The following is a 15,180-nucleotide window of genomic DNA, read 5'->3' as shown; positions in this document are numbered from 1 at the left end:
TTGCCAGTGTTGCAGATGCGTGCACAATAAATGAGCAGAAAATTTTGCCAAGACGCAAAATGGCGAATTTCCTATCCAGCCATTTGACTGTGACAAATTTGCAAGCCTTGTTTAAAGGGCGTTGTTAGCTTTCAGCCCTTTGCCGACCGGATATTTTCACTTTTTCCGTTACAGGACGGCTCCGGCCTTGCAATTCTGCCGCTCATGGGTGAAGGGTCGTCCTGAGATATATCAGAGCCGTGCGGCGCACAGGGAGAGTTCATGACAGTCCATCAAAATCTGATCGCGGGCGAATGGGTCGGCGGCGACGGGATCGCCAACATCAATCCTTCGGATACGAATGATGTCGTTGGGACCTATGCGCGGGCAACTGCCGAAGACACCAAGGCAGCCATTGCCGCCGCGAAAGCCGCTTTCCCGGCCTGGTCGCGTTCCGGCATTCTGGAACGCCACGCCATCCTGCGCAAAACTGCCGATGAAATTCTGGCGCGCAAGGACGAGCTTGGCCGTCTCCTGTCGCGCGAAGAAGGCAAGACGCTGGCTGAAGGCATCGGCGAAACCATTCGCGCCAGCCAGATTTTTGATTTCTTCGCGGGCGAAGCCCTGCGTTTGGCTGGCGAAGTTCTGCCTTCTGCACGTCCGGGTATCGGTGTGGAAATCACCCGTGAGCCGATCGGTGTCGTGGGCATCATTACCCCATGGAATTTCCCGATCGCTATTCCGGCCTGGAAGATTGCGCCGGCACTTTGCTACGGCAACACGATTGTGTTCAAACCGGCTGATCTCGTGCCGGGCTGCTCCTGGGCGATTGTCGATATCCTGCACCGTGCGGGATTGCCAAAGGGCGTTCTCAATCTCGTCATGGGCAAGGGTTCGGTTGTCGGCCAGACCATTCTGGACAGTGCGGACGTTCAGGCCGTCACCTTCACCGGCTCGACCGGCACGGGCAAGCGCGTTGCGGCGGCTTCCATCGAGCACAACCGCCGCTTCCAGCTCGAAATGGGCGGCAAGAACCCGGTTGTCGTCCTGGATGACGCTGATCTCGATGTCGCTGTCGAGTCCGTGGTCAATTCGTCCTTCTTCTCGACGGGCCAGCGCTGCACGGCGTCGTCGCGTATCATCGTGACGGAAGGTATCCATGACAAGTTTGTCGCTGCTGCAATCGAAAAGCTGAAAAGCGTTGTGGTCGACAATGCCCTGAAGCAGGGCACGCATATCGGCCCGGTTGTTGATGAAAGCCAGCTTCAGCAGGACATGGATTATATCGAGATCGGCCGCAAGGAAGGCGCAAAGCTTGCTTTTGGCGGCGAACGTCTGAACCGCGAAACGCCGGGCTTCTATCTCCAGCCTGCGCTTTTCACTGAAGCCACCAACCAGATGCGTATCAGCCGCGAGGAAATCTTTGGCCCGGTCGCTTCGGTCATCCGCGTCAAGAATTATGAAGAAGCGCTTGCTACCGCCAACGATACGAGCTTCGGCCTGTCGTCGGGCATCTGCACGACGAGCCTGAAATACGCCACGCATTTCAAGCGCAATTCGGAAGCGGGCATGGTGATGGTCAATCTGCCGACCGCCGGTGTCGATTTCCACGTGCCATTTGGCGGACGCAAGGGTTCGAGCTACGGTCCGCGCGAGCAGGGCCGCTATGCCGCCGAGTTCTACACGACGGTCAAGACAGCCTATACGCTGGCCTGATAGCAATGTGAGTGGATGCAAAAACCGGCGGGAAACCGCCGGTTTTTTCTATGCGGCTTTTTTAGGCCAGGCAGCAAGCTTGCGGGCGAAATGCGACACGGTGCCGTGCAGCAGCATGGTGAAGGCCGCCAGCACGAACAGGCAGGCGAACATCAGATCCACCTTGGCGCGTCCATTGGCGAGCAGCATCAGATAGCCGAGACCTTTCGATGCGCCCACCCATTCGCCGACTACAGCGCCGATGGGCGCATAGACTGCGGCGAGGCTCAGACCCGACGCCAGCGAAGGAAAGGCGGATGGGATGCGGATGCGAAACAGGATCGCCATGCGTCCGGCACCGAGAATTTCCGCTGCGTCGATAAGGCTGCTGTCGGTCCGCCGCATGCCGTCGAAGAATGTCGAAACGACGGGAAAGAAGATCATCAGCACTGTGACTGCAATCTTCGATGCGGGACCGTAGCCAAGCCACAAAGTCAAAATGGGGGCGAGCGCGAAGATCGGGATCGCCTGACTGAACACCATGGCGGGCATGACAAGCCGCTGCGCCAGCGGTGACATCATCAGGCAGATGGCGGTGGCAATGCCGACCGCGCAGCCAAGCGCCAGACCGCCCAGAACTTCGCCGATAGTGGCGGCAGCGTTTTCGGCAATCAGCCCGGCATTGCCGATCAGTGACTGCAACACATCCAGCGGGCCGGGCAGGATGAAGCGCGGCATCTGGCCGATGCTCACCACCGCCTGCCAGATGGCAAGCGCTATGGCTGCCGACAGTAAACCGTCGGCAGCACGCTTTTTTCGACTTCGGTTCGGGAGTGCTTCGTTCACTATCCGGCCTTCAAGCCCATGGACCAGAAATCGGCTTCGAGCCTGCTTGCCGTCGCGAAAATCTGGCAGAGCCTTGGCCAGCGCGGGCTTTTCTCAAAGTCGTCGCCGATGCGGTCCTTTGCAGCCTGATCGAACAGCTTGCCGACCGTGTGGCACATGTCCTGATAGTCAGGCCCCGCATAGGTGTCGATCCATTCTTGATAAGGCGTACCGGGCAGGGCGGTCACGGCAAGGTTGAGGCCGATCTCGCCGTAGCCGTGTGCGCAGGGCACGAGCGCCGTCAGCAGGTCGAGGAAATCGCCCGCCTGTCCGCAGTCGAGCACATAGCGCGTATAAGCGAGGTTTTCCGGTTCTTCCTTCGTCGCGTAGAGCTCGTCTTCACTGATCCCTTCACGAGCACAAATGCCGACATGAAGCGGCAGTTCCGTGACGGCCAGACCATGCATGATCTGGGCGCAGAGCCGTGTTTCCTGCAGTGTGTTGGCCTTGACGACGCCGAGCGCAAAGGCGCGGGCATAGTGGTGCAGATAGACATAATCCTGACGGAGATAATGCAGGAAGGCTGCCTTGGGTAACGTGCCGTCACCCAATCCGCGCACGAATTCATGATCGATATAGGGCTTCCAGTCATCAAGCGTCGCGGCGCGCAGGCGCGTGAACAGTTCGGATGAATAATGCGGTTGCGGCTGGCTCATGACTTGCTCCCTTCCGCGTTGACGTCGATGGCGAATTTTTCGACCGGAAGGACCGAAGGCACGAGACCGTTTTCCTTGAGATAGGTTTCGTAGCGGCTCCAGCGTCCGTAATCGAGACTTGCAGGCGAGCGGGAGAAACGGGCGACCGTGTCTTTCCAGGCGCGCTGGTTCAGCTCGTCCTTGAGTTCGGAACTATAGGATGCGAAGACGTCGTAGCTCTTCTCCGGGTGATTGACGATATACTGCGCGGCCTTCTCGGTAGCCGAGAGGAAGCGTGCGATCTTGTCCTTTTCCGCCGCGTCCAATTTGTCGGAAGCTGCGACATAGACGAGCTCGTCATAAACCGGCACGCCTTCTTCCTCGACGAAGAAGCATTTTCCGGGCACGCCTTCGACAGCCATCTGGTTCAGTTCGACATTGCGATAGGCGCCCATCACCGCATCGACCTGCTTCGACATCAGCGATGGCGCGAGCGAGAAATTCACATTGATGAGCTCGACATCCGAAAGTTTGACGCCGTGCTGGCCGAGAATGGTGCCGAGCAATGTTTCCTCGGTTCCGGCGACCGAATAGCCGATCTTCTTGCCCTTGAGATCGGCGATGGAATTCACCGATCCATCGTCTCTGGTCATCAGGCAGTTGAGCGGCGAGTCGATCAACGTGCCGACGCGGATAAGCGGCAGGCCTTCATGCACCTGAAGATGCACCTGCTGCTGATAGGAAATGGCGAGATCCGCCTGTCCTGCCGCCACCATCTTGGTGGGCGTCGAGGCGTCAGCAGGTGCGACGATGTCCACATCCAGACCGGCATCCTTGAAGTAGCCAAGCTTGTCGGCGACGATGATGGGGCCGTGATCGGGGTTCACATACCAGTCGAGAATGAGCTTCAGCTTGTCGTTAGCGTGAGCCGAAGTGGCAGCCGTGAGGGCGAGGCCGAACAGGGCGGCGAAGGCGGTCTTTTTCATAGGGTCTGCTCCAGAGTATGGCCTGCATAAGTGCGCGTGGTTTCGATCCATTGGCGCAGGCGGCTTTCGGGGTCGGCATGGAGGGTAATGTCGGTGACGACGGAAACGATATCGGCGCCTGCTTCGAAAACACCGGGCGCGCGTTCAACGCTCATGCCACCGATGCCCACCAGCGGAATGTCGCCGATGCGCGCTTTCCATTGTCCAAGGCGCGGCAGGCCCTGCTCGTGCCACTTCATCTTTTTCAAAATGGTCGGATAGATGGGGCCGAGTGCGATATAGTCAGGCTTCACCGACAAGGCACGGTCCAGTTCGGCCTCGTCATGGCTTGAAACACCCAGTTTCAAGCCACCGCCGCGAATGGCACTGAGATCGGCATCGTCGAGGTCTTCCTGCCCAAGATGGATGAAGTCGCAACCTTCCTCCAGCGCCAGCTTCCAGTAGTCGTTGACGATCAGCTGGCAGTTATGTGCAAGGCAGATTTCCCGTGCGGCACGGATTTCACTGCGCAGCTCCGGCTCGCTCTTATCCTTGACGCGCAGTTGCACCAGCTTGACGCCGAGCGGCACCATACGCTCCAGCCATTGGGCGCTATCGAAGATCGGGTAGAACGGATCGAGGGCCATTACAAAAATGCCTTTCCGAGAAGAGGGGTGGACGGCGCGGCCATGTCGCGCGCCTCGATGGCGTCTGCTTCGAAAGCAAGCCGCCCGGCTTCGACCGCAAGCGCGAAGCCGCGTGCCATGGCGACGGGATCGCCAGCCTTGGCGACGGCGGTGTTGATGAGCACGGCGTCGAAGCCCAGCTCCATCGCCGCTGCCGCATGGGACGGCACGCCGATGCCGGCATCGACAACAAGCGGAATATCGGGGAAATGCGCCCGCATGGTCTTCAGCGCATAAGGATTGTTGAGGCCTCGGCCCGAGCCGATCGGCGCCCCCCAGGGCATCAGCACCTTGCAGCCAGCTTCAATGAGCCTTTCCGCGACGACCAGATCGTCATTCATATAGGGAAAGACCTCGAAGCCGTCGTCGCAGAGTGCGCGTGCCGCCTCGACCAGTCCGAACGGGTCTGGCTGCAATGTGTCGGTATCACCGATCACTTCCAGCTTGATCCAGTTGGTGCCGAAGATTTCGCGCGCCATTTTTGCCGTGGTCACCGCTTCGCGCGGCGTGTGGCAGCCTGCCGTGTTGGGCAGAACGGCTACGCCCAGCTCCCGGATAAGCGCCCAGAAATCCTGTCCGGCGCGAGCCCCGCCACTCTCACGACGCAGCGAGACGGTGACGATATCGCTTTGCGAAGCGCGCACCGCATCGGCCAATATGGCAGGCGATGGATATTGCGCCGTGCCGAGTAGCAGGCGGCTTTCAAATTTTTGTCCGTAGAATTCCAGCATCTCAGCCTCCCTGCATCGGGGCCAGAACTTCGATGCGGTCGCCAGCCGACAGGGTCGCGGCTGCGCGCTCGTCGCTGGCCACGAATTCGCCGTTCAGCGCGGTTGCAACAACCGCTTCATCCAGTTCGATTTCGGCGAGCAGCGCCGCCAGATTGGCGGCTGCCGTGGTGATGACCTCACCGTTCAGCACGATCGTCATGCATAGTCCTCCACAAATTCTGGTTTGGGCTCTGGCGCATCCTCCGGCATGGTCGCGCTCGCAACCGCCATGCGCGCTATCGCCGGCGAAAGCAGGAAGCCGTGGCGGTAAAGCCCGTTGACATAGACGGTTTTGCCGCGCCGTCGGACGCGGGGCAGATTGTCGGGAAAGGCCGGGCGCGCATCGACGCCGGTTTCGAGAATTTCCGCCTCGCCGAAGGCCGGATGCAAGGCATAAGCGGCGCTCAAGAGTTCCAGCGTCGAGCGCACGCTGATGCCACCCCGCTCATCGCTTTCGATCATCGTCGCGCCGATCATGTGCACGCCGTCGCCGCGTGGCACGATGTAGAGCGGAATCCGCGGATGCAGGAGGCGTATGGGTCGCTTGAGATTGATATCGCGCGAGCGCACAACCAGCATTTCACCCTTGACGCCGCGCAGGTCCTGCAACTGATCACGCGCTGCAAGACCGCGTGCATCGACGGTAATGTCGGCCTCGACTTTGACGTCTTTCGCATCCTGTCCCAGATGAAAGACCACGCCTTTCTTCTGCAGTTTTTCGGCGAGCTCGATCAGTGTCTGGCGCGGGTTGAGATGGCCTTCTGCCGCAAAGAAAAGTCCCTGCCGAAAACGGCCGGCAAGGTCTGGTTCCAGCGTATCGATCTGGTCTTGATCAATGGTGTCAAATGCTTCCGTCCGGCGGGCGAAGCGGCGCAGTTCGGTCGCATCGCGTGTGTGCGAGAGTACAAGCGTACCCTTGCGATGGACTGTCGAAACGTGCCGCTCCCACCAGCCGATCGCTTCCTGTCCCAAACGAACGACCGGCTCTTCCGCGCTCTCGCCTTCGCACCATGGTGCCAGCATTCCGCCTGCAAACCATGAGCAGCTGTCGGAACCGATCTCAGTGCTTTTGGCAATGACAGTGACGGCATGTCCCTGATCGTGAAATTCTGCCGCGCACACTAGACCGGCGACACCTGCTCCGATGATGGTGACGCGCATCACATTGCCTCCTCTGAGTGAACTTTCCAGAGATTATGGAAGTGATGAACAGGCCCATGGCCGTGTCCGATCTTCAACGCATCGGCGGCGCGGATTGCCCCTTGCAGATAGGCATGGGCTGCAATGACTGCTTTTTCGAGCGGCAGGTTCTTGGCAAGCTCTGCAGCAATGGCTGAGGAGAGCGTGCAGCCCGTGCCATGGGTGTTGGCGGTCCGGATACGCGGTGCCTCAACACGCAACGTGGGCTGATCGCGGCGAACCAGCAGGTCGACGCAGATTTCGCCTTCCGCATGGCCGCCCTTCATCAAAACAGCTTTCGCGCCGAGTTCGAGCAAGGCACGCCCCTGTTCTTCGGCGTCTACATCGTCGCGAGCCAGATCGCTGTCGAGCAGGCAGGCCGCTTCAGGCCGGTTGGGCATCAGCAGCGTGGCCAGCGGAACCAGTTTCTGGCGCAAAAGCGCAATGGCGTTTTCGCTCAAAAGCCGGTCGCCGGATTTTGCAACCATCACCGGGTCGAGTACGACAGGGCCGGAGAAATGCGCAAGGCCCCGCGCTATGGCCTCGATGGTTTCGGGCACGGAAACCATGCCGATCTTCACCGCCGCTACATCGAGATCGCTGAAGACGGCATCGATCTGCCCTGCGACGATGGCGGGTGGGATATCGTGCACCGCGCTCACCGTGCAGGTGTTCTGCACGGTCACAGCGGCAATGACGCTCGCACCATAGACGCCGAGCGCCGAGAATGTCTTGAGGTCGGCCTGAATGCCAGCTCCGCCACCACTATCGGAACCGGCAATAGTCACGCATATGGGCACGAATGCCGCACTGCCGTTTGATGTGGTTCGGGAGAAACTGTTTTTTTGGTCCATCATCACGTCTCTCATTCCGAACGGAAAAATGAGACGTCATGAACCTGTTTGGAGCTTGAACTCCGATGAGGGAAACCCTCGGCTGCGACGCGTCAAACTCCGTTCCCTACGCAGGTATTACCCGGATCAGGTTCAATGGGTTAACGCGATCAGCGTCTCTCAGCCTTTTGTGTCGCAACATCGGACGGAAAACTGCTTGGCACTTTTCCTGATATTGCTTCGAAGGCACCCCAACGAATTTTGCGTCTTTAGGCATAGGCTGGAAGTTGAAGCCGGTCAAGCGATGGAAAAATGCAGTTTTAAAGAAAATCCTTAAATCGACCCTCAATTTGTATATGGTTTATTAAAATTCTCGGCTTTAATCTATGTTCGGGGTGCATCTTCCGCGTGTTACTCATGGTGCCATGAAACTTGACGGTCCACTTATAGGGTGGATCGAGATTATCCAGTAGGATCAGTTGGATGAGGGATTTACGATGAGGAAGCGGAGGGGCGCTTCAGCTTCGACGGAAGGCACGATGGCGCGCACGTCCGAGCAGGACTTCCGCATCCTTTTCACAACCCATCCGACACCGATGTGGGTTTATGACCCGGAGACGCTGCATTTCATCGTGATGAATGACGCTGCCTATCGGCTCTATGGATACACTGCTGATGAAATTCCGGGCATGACAGTGCTCGATATTCGACCCCAGACAGAACGGGATCGAATGCTGGCTGCCATTCGTGATCGCAGCGACCTTGAACGACCGGAGCGCTGGCAGCATCTGCGCGCGAATGGTGAAATCATTGATGTTCTGACTTATGGACGTCAGGTTCTTTTCGACGGCAAGGAAGCGATTCTCGCCATTGTTCAGGACAGGACAGAGTTGGCAGAAGCCAATCGTCAGGCAAACCACGCCCAAACCCTGCTGGACAGCCTCGTCAACAATCTGCCGCTTGGTGTCTTCGTCAAGGATATGCACGATGACGGTCGGTATGTGCTCTACAATCAGGCCGCATCAGCGGCGAGCGGACAGCCGGTAGACGAAGCCATCGGTTCGACCGACCTCGATCTTTTCCCTGAACGCGAGGCAACCGTCATCATCCAGCAAGATCGCACGGCGATGCGGCGTCGGGGCGTGTTGAACGTCGAACGCAAGATCGAGCGCAAGGACGGAACGTCACGAACGATGCGGATCATAAAATGTTCGATCCCACCGGTCGAGGGCAACGAGCCTCGCTATTTGATCGGGCTCGTTGAGGATATAACCGAACGGCGTGAGATTGAGGAACGCATGGCACATATTGCCATGCATGACAGTCTGACAGGCTTGCCGAACCGCGCCTATTTTGCTCACCATGTAGAGAGTTTGTTGAAAAAGGGCGGGGATTCCGAGCCTTTTGCCTTGTTCTACCTTGATATCGATCATTTCAAGAACATCAACGACAATATCGGGCATCAGGCTGGCGACCAGCTTTTGCAGGAAGTGGCGCGTCGACTGAAGCAGATCACGACTTCGGACGAATTCATTGCCCGGCTGGGAGGCGACGAATTTGCCATTGTCTACCGGAGCGGGACGCTGGCACAAATTGCAATGTTCGCTGACCGTATCCTTTCTGCTTTTCAGGATCCGTTCGAACTGGTGCGCAATTCAGAATTCGTCGCCTGCAGCATGGGCATCGCCCAAGCGCCATTGCATGGAGACAACCCCGATGTGCTGATGCGCAATGCCGATCTCGCGCTTTATGCTTCAAAATCAGGTGGACGCCGTACATTCCGGTTCTATCAGCACTCCCTGCGCCTGGCGGCGGAGAAGCGTTATGTCATGACCGGCGAACTTCGTCAGGCTCTGCTGGATGAACAGTTTGAACTGCATTATCAACCGATTTTCAATCTTGAGAGCGGCAAGATTTCCGGCTTTGAAGCGCTGATCCGCTGGCGTCATCCTGATCGCGGTATGGTTTCACCGGCGGAATTCATTCCACTGGCAGAAGAAACCGGGCTCATCGGACCGATCGGCGACTGGGTTCTAAGGACTGCATGTCGGGAGGCTGTGCTCTGGCCGGAGGACATAAAAGTCTCGGTCAATCTTTCACCGGTCCAGTTCAGTCAGACCACGCTCTTGAATTCCGTCACGGATGCGTTGGAAGCAGCACGTCTTTCACCCGACAGGCTTGAGCTTGAAATCACGGAGTCGGTCTTCCTGTCGAACAGCAAGAACAATATCGAGTTGCTGTTCGAACTTCGCCGATTGGGTGTTCGTATCGCGATGGATGATTTCGGGACTGGCTATTCCTCTTTGAGCTATTTGCGATCATTCCCATTTGATAAGATCAAGATTGATCGCAGTTTCGTTTCCGGGATCGAAGTCGATACCCGCGATCTGGCCATCATTCAGGCTGTGGCAACGCTCGGTGCGGGCTTCAATATTGTCACGACGGCTGAGGGCGTGGAAACCGCACAACAGCTGGAACGTTTGAAGACCGAGCGTTTTGGTGAGGTGCAGGGTTTCCTGACCGGGCGGCCAATGCCTGCCGGAGACGTGCATTCCTTTATCCAGAATCGCAGCAATGTCGGTCTGGAAATGCCTGCGGCACACAACAGATTGCCGATTTAGGGCATCGCCCACCTGTTATTGAGCGGCGCTCGAAAAGCCATAACACCAAACGAAAAGTCCAAATCGAACCTCGCCTTAAAAAGGGCTTGACCTTCCAACGGTGGGAAGGCCTATCTAAGGAGCAACTCTCGAATTATGCCCTTTCCGGGCGATGAAAGGGATTGCCATGAACAAGCCTGTTAATCACGAAACCATCAGTTTTCCAGTGCCCGTCGAAGGGATGAGCTGCGCGTCTTGCGTGTCATCCGTTGAAAAAGCCGTGTCCAAAGTTCCGGGCGTCGACAAGGTTTCCGTCAATCTTGCAACGGAACGCGCCGACGTGACTTTCAAGGGCGAACCGGATTTGCCGTCGGTGATCGATGCCATTCGCAAGGCGGGTTATGATGTCCCGGCAGGGAACATTGATCTCGCTATTGAAGGCATGACTTGCGCTTCCTGCGTTAGCAAGGTTGAGAAGGCGCTGAATGCTGTGCCGGGCGTAACACGCGCCAGTGTTAATCTCGCAACTGAACGTGCCCATGTGGAACTGGCCGGGCCGGTACAGCCCTCCGAACTCATCAAGGCGGTTGAACAGGCAGGTTATGAGGCGCGTTCGCTGGGTGACGCGCAGAGCGACGTCAAGCAGGAAACCCAGTCCGAGAAGCGGGATGCTGAAGCGGCAGAACTGAAGAAAAGCGTCATTCTCTCTGCCGTTTTGACCTTGCCTGTTTTCGTTATGGAAATGGGTTCGCATCTGATCCCTGCGGTTCATATGTTCGTCATGGACAGGATCGGCATGCAGAACAGCTGGTATCTGCAGCTTGTGCTCACCACGCTGGTTCTGTTCGGTCCGGGATTGCGCTTTTTCAAGAAAGGCATTCCGGCGCTGTTGCGCGGCACGCCTGACATGAATTCGCTCGTCGTGGTTGGCACGCTCGCGGCATGGGGCTATTCGGTGGTCGCGACTTTCCTTCCCGGTGTGCTGCCGGAAGGCACGGTGAATGTTTATTTCGAGGCCGCCGCCGTCATCGTCACATTGATCCTGATCGGGCGTTATCTGGAGGCGCGTGCCAAGGGACGCACCAGTGCGGCTATCAGCCGGCTGGTTGGCCTGCAGGCGAAATCGGCGCGTGTGGTGCGTAATGGCGAGACGATCGATGTGCCGCTGGAAGATGTTCGCGCTGGTGACGTCGTACAAGTCCGCCCCGGCGAGAAAGTGCCGGTCGACGGCGAAGTGATCGAAGGTTCGTCCTATGTGGATGAATCGATGATTACCGGCGAGCCTGTGCCTGTTGCCAAGGAAAAAGGCGCGGAAGTGGTTGGCGGTACGATCAACAAAACCGGTGCTTTCACCTTCCGCGCAACCAAGGTTGGCCGTGATATGGTGATCTCGCAGATCATCCGCATGGTCGAGGACGCTCAGGCTGACAAGCTGCCAATTCAGGCAAAGGTCGACAAGGTGACCGGCTGGTTCGTACCCGCTGTTATGGCAGCCGCAGCACTGACCTTCGCATTGTGGCTTGTGATCGGTGGCACGGGCATGCTGGGTTACGCGCTGGTGAACGCCATTGCGGTTCTCATCATCGCCTGCCCGTGTGCCATGGGCTTGGCCACGCCGACCTCCATTATGGTTGGCACTGGCCGCGCAGCCGAGTTCGGCGTCCTGTTTCGCCGCGGTGACGCATTGCAGACCTTGCGCGATGCTTCCGTTATCGCCGTCGACAAGACCGGTACGCTGACACAGGGAAAGCCCGCGCTGGCTCATTTCGCGACCGTCGAAGGCTTTGAGAAGGACGAACTTCTGGCGCTTGTCGCGGCTGTGGAGGCACGTTCCGAACACCCGATTGCCGACGCGATTGTGGAAGCAGCAAAAGAGAAGGGATTGAAGCTTGCGGATGTATCGGCTTTCGAAGCCGTTCCTGGATTTGGCCTGAAGGCTCATGTGTCCGGCCATGAGATTGCCATCGGCGCTGATCGTTACATGGCAAAGCTTGGTCATGACGTTGCTGTCTTTGCCAATGATGCGAAGCGTCTCGGCGATGAAGGGCAGTCTCCGCTCTATGCAGCTGTCGATGGTAAGCTGGCAGCAATCCTGACTGTTGCCGACCCAATGAAGGAAACCACGCCAGCGGCGATTGCTGCCCTGCACGAGCAGGGGCTGAAGGTCGCCATGATCACCGGCGATAACCGCCGCACGGCGGAAGCCATCGCAAAACGTCTCGGCATCGATGAAGTCGTTGCAGAAGTGCTGCCGGACGGCAAGGTCGAAGCGTTGAAGCGGCTTTCGGCAGGTGGCAAGCGGATTGCTTTTGTCGGTGACGGTATCAACGATGCGCCTGCACTGGCTGCTGCCGATGTTGGCATTGCGATTGGCACCGGCACGGATATTGCGATCGAAAGCGCAGATGTGGTGCTAATGTCGGGCGATCTTCGCGGCGTGGTCAATGCCATTGCCATATCGAAGGCGACGATCCGTAATATCAGCGAAAACCTGTTCTGGGCCTTTGCCTATAACGTCGCGCTGATCCCTGTCGCGGCGGGTGTCCTCTATCCGTTCACTGGCACGTTGTTGTCACCGGTTCTGGCGGCAGGCGCCATGGCTTTCTCCAGCATCTTCGTGCTGAGCAATGCCTTGCGGCTCAAGGCTTTTAAAAGCCCGATAGAGGCCTGAGCAAAAGAAAGGCGCGGTGTTGACCGCGCCTTTCGATTTCAGTGGGTTCCGACAGCCTTGCCGTATGTCCGGACCACATTGCGGACGGCCTCCACCATCAAGGCGTGGGGCGTCGCTTCAATCTCACCCGAGGCGACTGCTGGATAAAGCGTGCCCAGATACTGACTGATCAGCGTTTCCGGTATCTTGCGCCCTTCCAGACGGTTCAAAAGCGCATCCACGGCAGCAGTTGCGACCGGATGCGGCCAGTAATAGCGAATGCGGTCGCTATAGGAGAAATGGCGTTGCAGGCGCAGTTCTTCCGCGTCGCCGTGGTAATATTTTTCCCAGTTCTTCGGTTCGGCCAGCAGCAGTGCTTCCATCTTGCCGCGCAGGGTTTCTTCTTCCGGCAGCTTGTCGAGGAAAGCCGCAATCTGGTCGAGCCCATAGAGCGCCTCGCGCAGCGCAAAAGTCAGGCCGGGGCCGACTTTCAGAATGGTGAAACCGTCATCAACCAGATCGGAAAGCGCTTCCACCGGCTGATAGTCGGTGGAGTGGGCTTCAAAGACGAATTGCGCCATTTCGCTGAGAACGCCGCTGAGAGCTGTCGCCTTTTCGCTGTTGTAGAAGACGACATTTTCGTTGCCGAACTCGACGCCCGGCTGCACCACGACACCGATGGCGCGGGCGAAGGCGTCCTCCAGCCCGAGTGCCGCAAAAGCCTTGCGGTGAATGGCGACGGTTTCGACCGCCGCACCCGGCTTGGTCAGCTCCAGCTCTTCGATTTCTTCCATCGCGCCGCCTGGGATCGGGACTTCCGTTCCGATGATATAGACAGGCAGGTCGTATCCGGCTTCACGGGCCGCTGCTTCCGAAACCTTGGCCAGACGCGCAGCGCGCCCGGCGGTCACGGCATCAGGCAGCGCGACCGGTTCGCCAGCGCAACCCATCGACGTATCGAGATGGATTTTGGTGAAGCCTGCGCGCACGAAGGCGTCGATCATCACATCCGACTTCGCAAGGGCTTCTTCGGCGGGCAGATGCTTCCACGGGTTGGGGCCGAGATGGTCGCCGCCCAGAATAAGCCGCTTGGTGTCGAAGCCGACACGGGCGGCGATGTCTTCCACAAAACGGCGGAAGTCGGCGGGCGTCATGCCTGTATAGCCGCCGTCCTGATTGACCTGATTGCAGGTGGCCTCGATCAGCACGTCGGTCTCGGTCGCGATGCCTTCAAGAAGGGCTGCTTCAATCACCAGCGGATGCGCAGAGCAGATCGACGTAATGCCGCCGCGAACGCCGCTGGCGTAACGGGCGGGAAGTGCGCTCAGAACCTTCGTGCTGCTCATGCTGGAACTCCGTTTTTCTGAAGGAAGGCTTCAATTTCGGCCATGGTCGAGGTGCCTTCCATCGGTCCCTTGACGCCGACGGCGCGTGCGCCGGTGGCGTTGGCGATGACGAGGGCTTCTTTCGGTGCCATGTCGCGCAGCCAGCAGGTAACGAATGCCGCGCCAAAACTATCGCCCGCTCCGGTCGGGTCGATCTCATCGACCTTGAAGGCAGGCGCGAAAACTTCGCCGGACTGATCGAAATAGCTTGCGCCTTCCGCACCGCGCTTGACCACAACGGCCTTGACGCCCCGCGCCAGCAGTTCTTCCACGGCCGCCTTTTCCTCGGTCGCCTTGGTGAAGAGGAAGATTTCCGGGCCGCTTGGCATGAACAGGTCGGTGTTTTCCAGCGCATGGGCCAGTGCCTGGCGCATACCCGGCAATTCCAGCATTTCCTTGCGGATATTCGGGTCGAAGGAGACAGTGCCGCCCTTTGCCTTGATGCGGATCGTCGCCTCGTGGATCGCCGAAACAATGCCCTCGGAGAACAGGGCAGAACCCATGATATGCAGATGATCGGCGGTCTCGATCAGCTTTTCGGCTTCCGGCGTCAGGCCGATGGCACTGCATGCGCTGTGCTTGATGTTGAAGATGAAATCGCGATTGCCATCCGGGCGATAACGCACGAAGGCGCTGCCGGTGGCGGCTGTCGGATGCACGCCGATGGCCGAAACATCCACGCCGTCCTTCTGCAGGCGCTCGACATTGAGCGCGCCGAAATCGTCATTGCCGACCGCGCTGACCATGCCGCAAGGCTGGCCCATCTTGGCCACCTGATCGATGAAGATTGCGGGCGCGCCGGAGGCGAACGGCCCGATCAATGGGATGGCGGTCTTGAAACCGTTGCCGGTTTCTAGGGCCATGATTTCGACGACGATCTCGCCGATGGTGATGATCTTTTTCATAAGGTGCACCGCG

General features: G+C 58.4%; 13 protein-coding genes and 1 riboswitch. Of the genes, 3 read left to right on the top strand and 10 right to left on the bottom strand.

Features of this window, described 5'->3' with window-relative positions; genetic code table 11:
* The first annotated feature begins 261 nt into the window (after window positions 1-261).
* Complete coding sequence (locus AC1RHM_RS16985; RefSeq protein WP_010658048.1) at window positions 262-1,695, top strand: aldehyde dehydrogenase family protein; 1,434 nt, start codon at window positions 262-264, stop codon at window positions 1,693-1,695.
* Between the two features lie 48 nt (window positions 1,696-1,743).
* Here the strand turns inward: AC1RHM_RS16985 and AC1RHM_RS16980 are convergent, their stop codons facing one another.
* From AC1RHM_RS16980 to thiD, 8 genes are read right to left on the bottom strand one after another with little or no spacing between them, the layout of a single operon-like run.
* A complete protein-coding gene (locus AC1RHM_RS16980) occupies window positions 1,744-2,520 on the bottom strand; it encodes an ABC transporter permease (protein ID WP_010658049.1) in 777 nt (258 codons plus the stop codon).
* Window positions 2,520-3,215 (bottom strand): thiaminase II, encoded by a 696-nt coding sequence (tenA, locus tag AC1RHM_RS16975; RefSeq protein WP_010658050.1) that lies wholly within the window; start codon window positions 3,213-3,215, stop codon window positions 2,520-2,522. The genes AC1RHM_RS16980 and tenA overlap by 1 nt, the downstream gene beginning before the upstream one ends.
* Complete coding sequence (locus AC1RHM_RS16970; RefSeq protein ID WP_010658051.1) at window positions 3,212-4,180, bottom strand: ABC transporter substrate-binding protein; 969 nt, start codon at window positions 4,178-4,180, stop codon at window positions 3,212-3,214. Before AC1RHM_RS16970 ends, tenA begins: the two co-directional genes overlap by 4 nt.
* Complete coding sequence (locus tag AC1RHM_RS16965) at window positions 4,177-4,806, bottom strand: thiamine phosphate synthase (protein ID WP_010658052.1); 630 nt, start codon at window positions 4,804-4,806, stop codon at window positions 4,177-4,179. Before AC1RHM_RS16965 ends, AC1RHM_RS16970 begins: the two co-directional genes overlap by 4 nt.
* Window positions 4,806-5,576, bottom strand: coding sequence for a thiazole synthase (locus tag AC1RHM_RS16960; protein WP_151576459.1), 771 nt, complete (start codon window positions 5,574-5,576; stop codon window positions 4,806-4,808). Before AC1RHM_RS16960 ends, AC1RHM_RS16965 begins: the two co-directional genes overlap by 1 nt.
* A 1-nt stretch (window position 5,577) precedes the next feature.
* Window positions 5,578-5,775 (bottom strand): sulfur carrier protein ThiS, encoded by a 198-nt coding sequence (gene thiS / locus AC1RHM_RS16955; RefSeq protein ID WP_010658054.1) that lies wholly within the window; start codon window positions 5,773-5,775, stop codon window positions 5,578-5,580.
* Window positions 5,772-6,776: an FAD-dependent oxidoreductase gene (locus AC1RHM_RS16950; protein WP_010658055.1), complete on the bottom strand. Its 1,005-nt coding sequence runs from the start codon at window positions 6,774-6,776 to the stop codon at window positions 5,772-5,774. Before AC1RHM_RS16950 ends, thiS begins: the two co-directional genes overlap by 4 nt.
* Window positions 6,776-7,648, bottom strand: a complete 873-nt coding sequence (gene thiD / locus AC1RHM_RS16945) for a bifunctional hydroxymethylpyrimidine kinase/phosphomethylpyrimidine kinase (protein ID WP_492332611.1) — start codon at window positions 7,646-7,648, stop codon at window positions 6,776-6,778. The genes AC1RHM_RS16950 and thiD overlap by 1 nt, the downstream gene beginning before the upstream one ends.
* Window positions 7,649-7,734: 86 nt before the next feature.
* Window positions 7,735-7,891, bottom strand: a riboswitch (TPP riboswitch).
* A 233-nt stretch (window positions 7,892-8,124) separates the two neighbouring features.
* Between thiD and AC1RHM_RS16940 the strand changes: the two genes are divergently transcribed.
* Together AC1RHM_RS16940 and AC1RHM_RS16935 are read left to right on the top strand one after the other, a co-directional pair.
* Window positions 8,125-10,248, top strand: a complete 2,124-nt coding sequence (locus AC1RHM_RS16940) for a putative bifunctional diguanylate cyclase/phosphodiesterase (protein WP_029375859.1) — start codon at window positions 8,125-8,127, stop codon at window positions 10,246-10,248.
* A gap of 166 nt (window positions 10,249-10,414) precedes the next feature.
* Entirely contained in the window at window positions 10,415-12,898 is a 2,484-nt protein-coding gene (locus tag AC1RHM_RS16935; protein ID WP_029375860.1) for a heavy metal translocating P-type ATPase, read from the top strand.
* Between the two features lie 38 nt (window positions 12,899-12,936).
* On the opposite strand, the gene AC1RHM_RS16930 is transcribed toward AC1RHM_RS16935, so the two are convergent.
* Both AC1RHM_RS16930 and AC1RHM_RS16925 read right to left on the bottom strand, forming a co-directional pair.
* Complete coding sequence (locus tag AC1RHM_RS16930; protein WP_010658059.1) at window positions 12,937-14,223, bottom strand: D-tagatose-bisphosphate aldolase, class II, non-catalytic subunit; 1,287 nt, start codon at window positions 14,221-14,223, stop codon at window positions 12,937-12,939.
* The gene (locus tag AC1RHM_RS16925) at window positions 14,220-15,167 is read right to left on the bottom strand and encodes a tagatose kinase (RefSeq protein ID WP_010658060.1); all 948 of its coding nucleotides are present in this window, start codon (window positions 15,165-15,167) and stop codon (window positions 14,220-14,222) included. The genes AC1RHM_RS16930 and AC1RHM_RS16925 overlap by 4 nt, the downstream gene beginning before the upstream one ends.
* Window positions 15,168-15,180 lie beyond the last annotated feature (13 nt).

Source organism: Brucella sp. GW823-FHT04E01 (assembly GCF_058796175.1).
The sequence above is the reverse complement of the archived record's forward strand: the minus strand, read 5'-3'. Positions and strand labels throughout refer to the sequence as shown.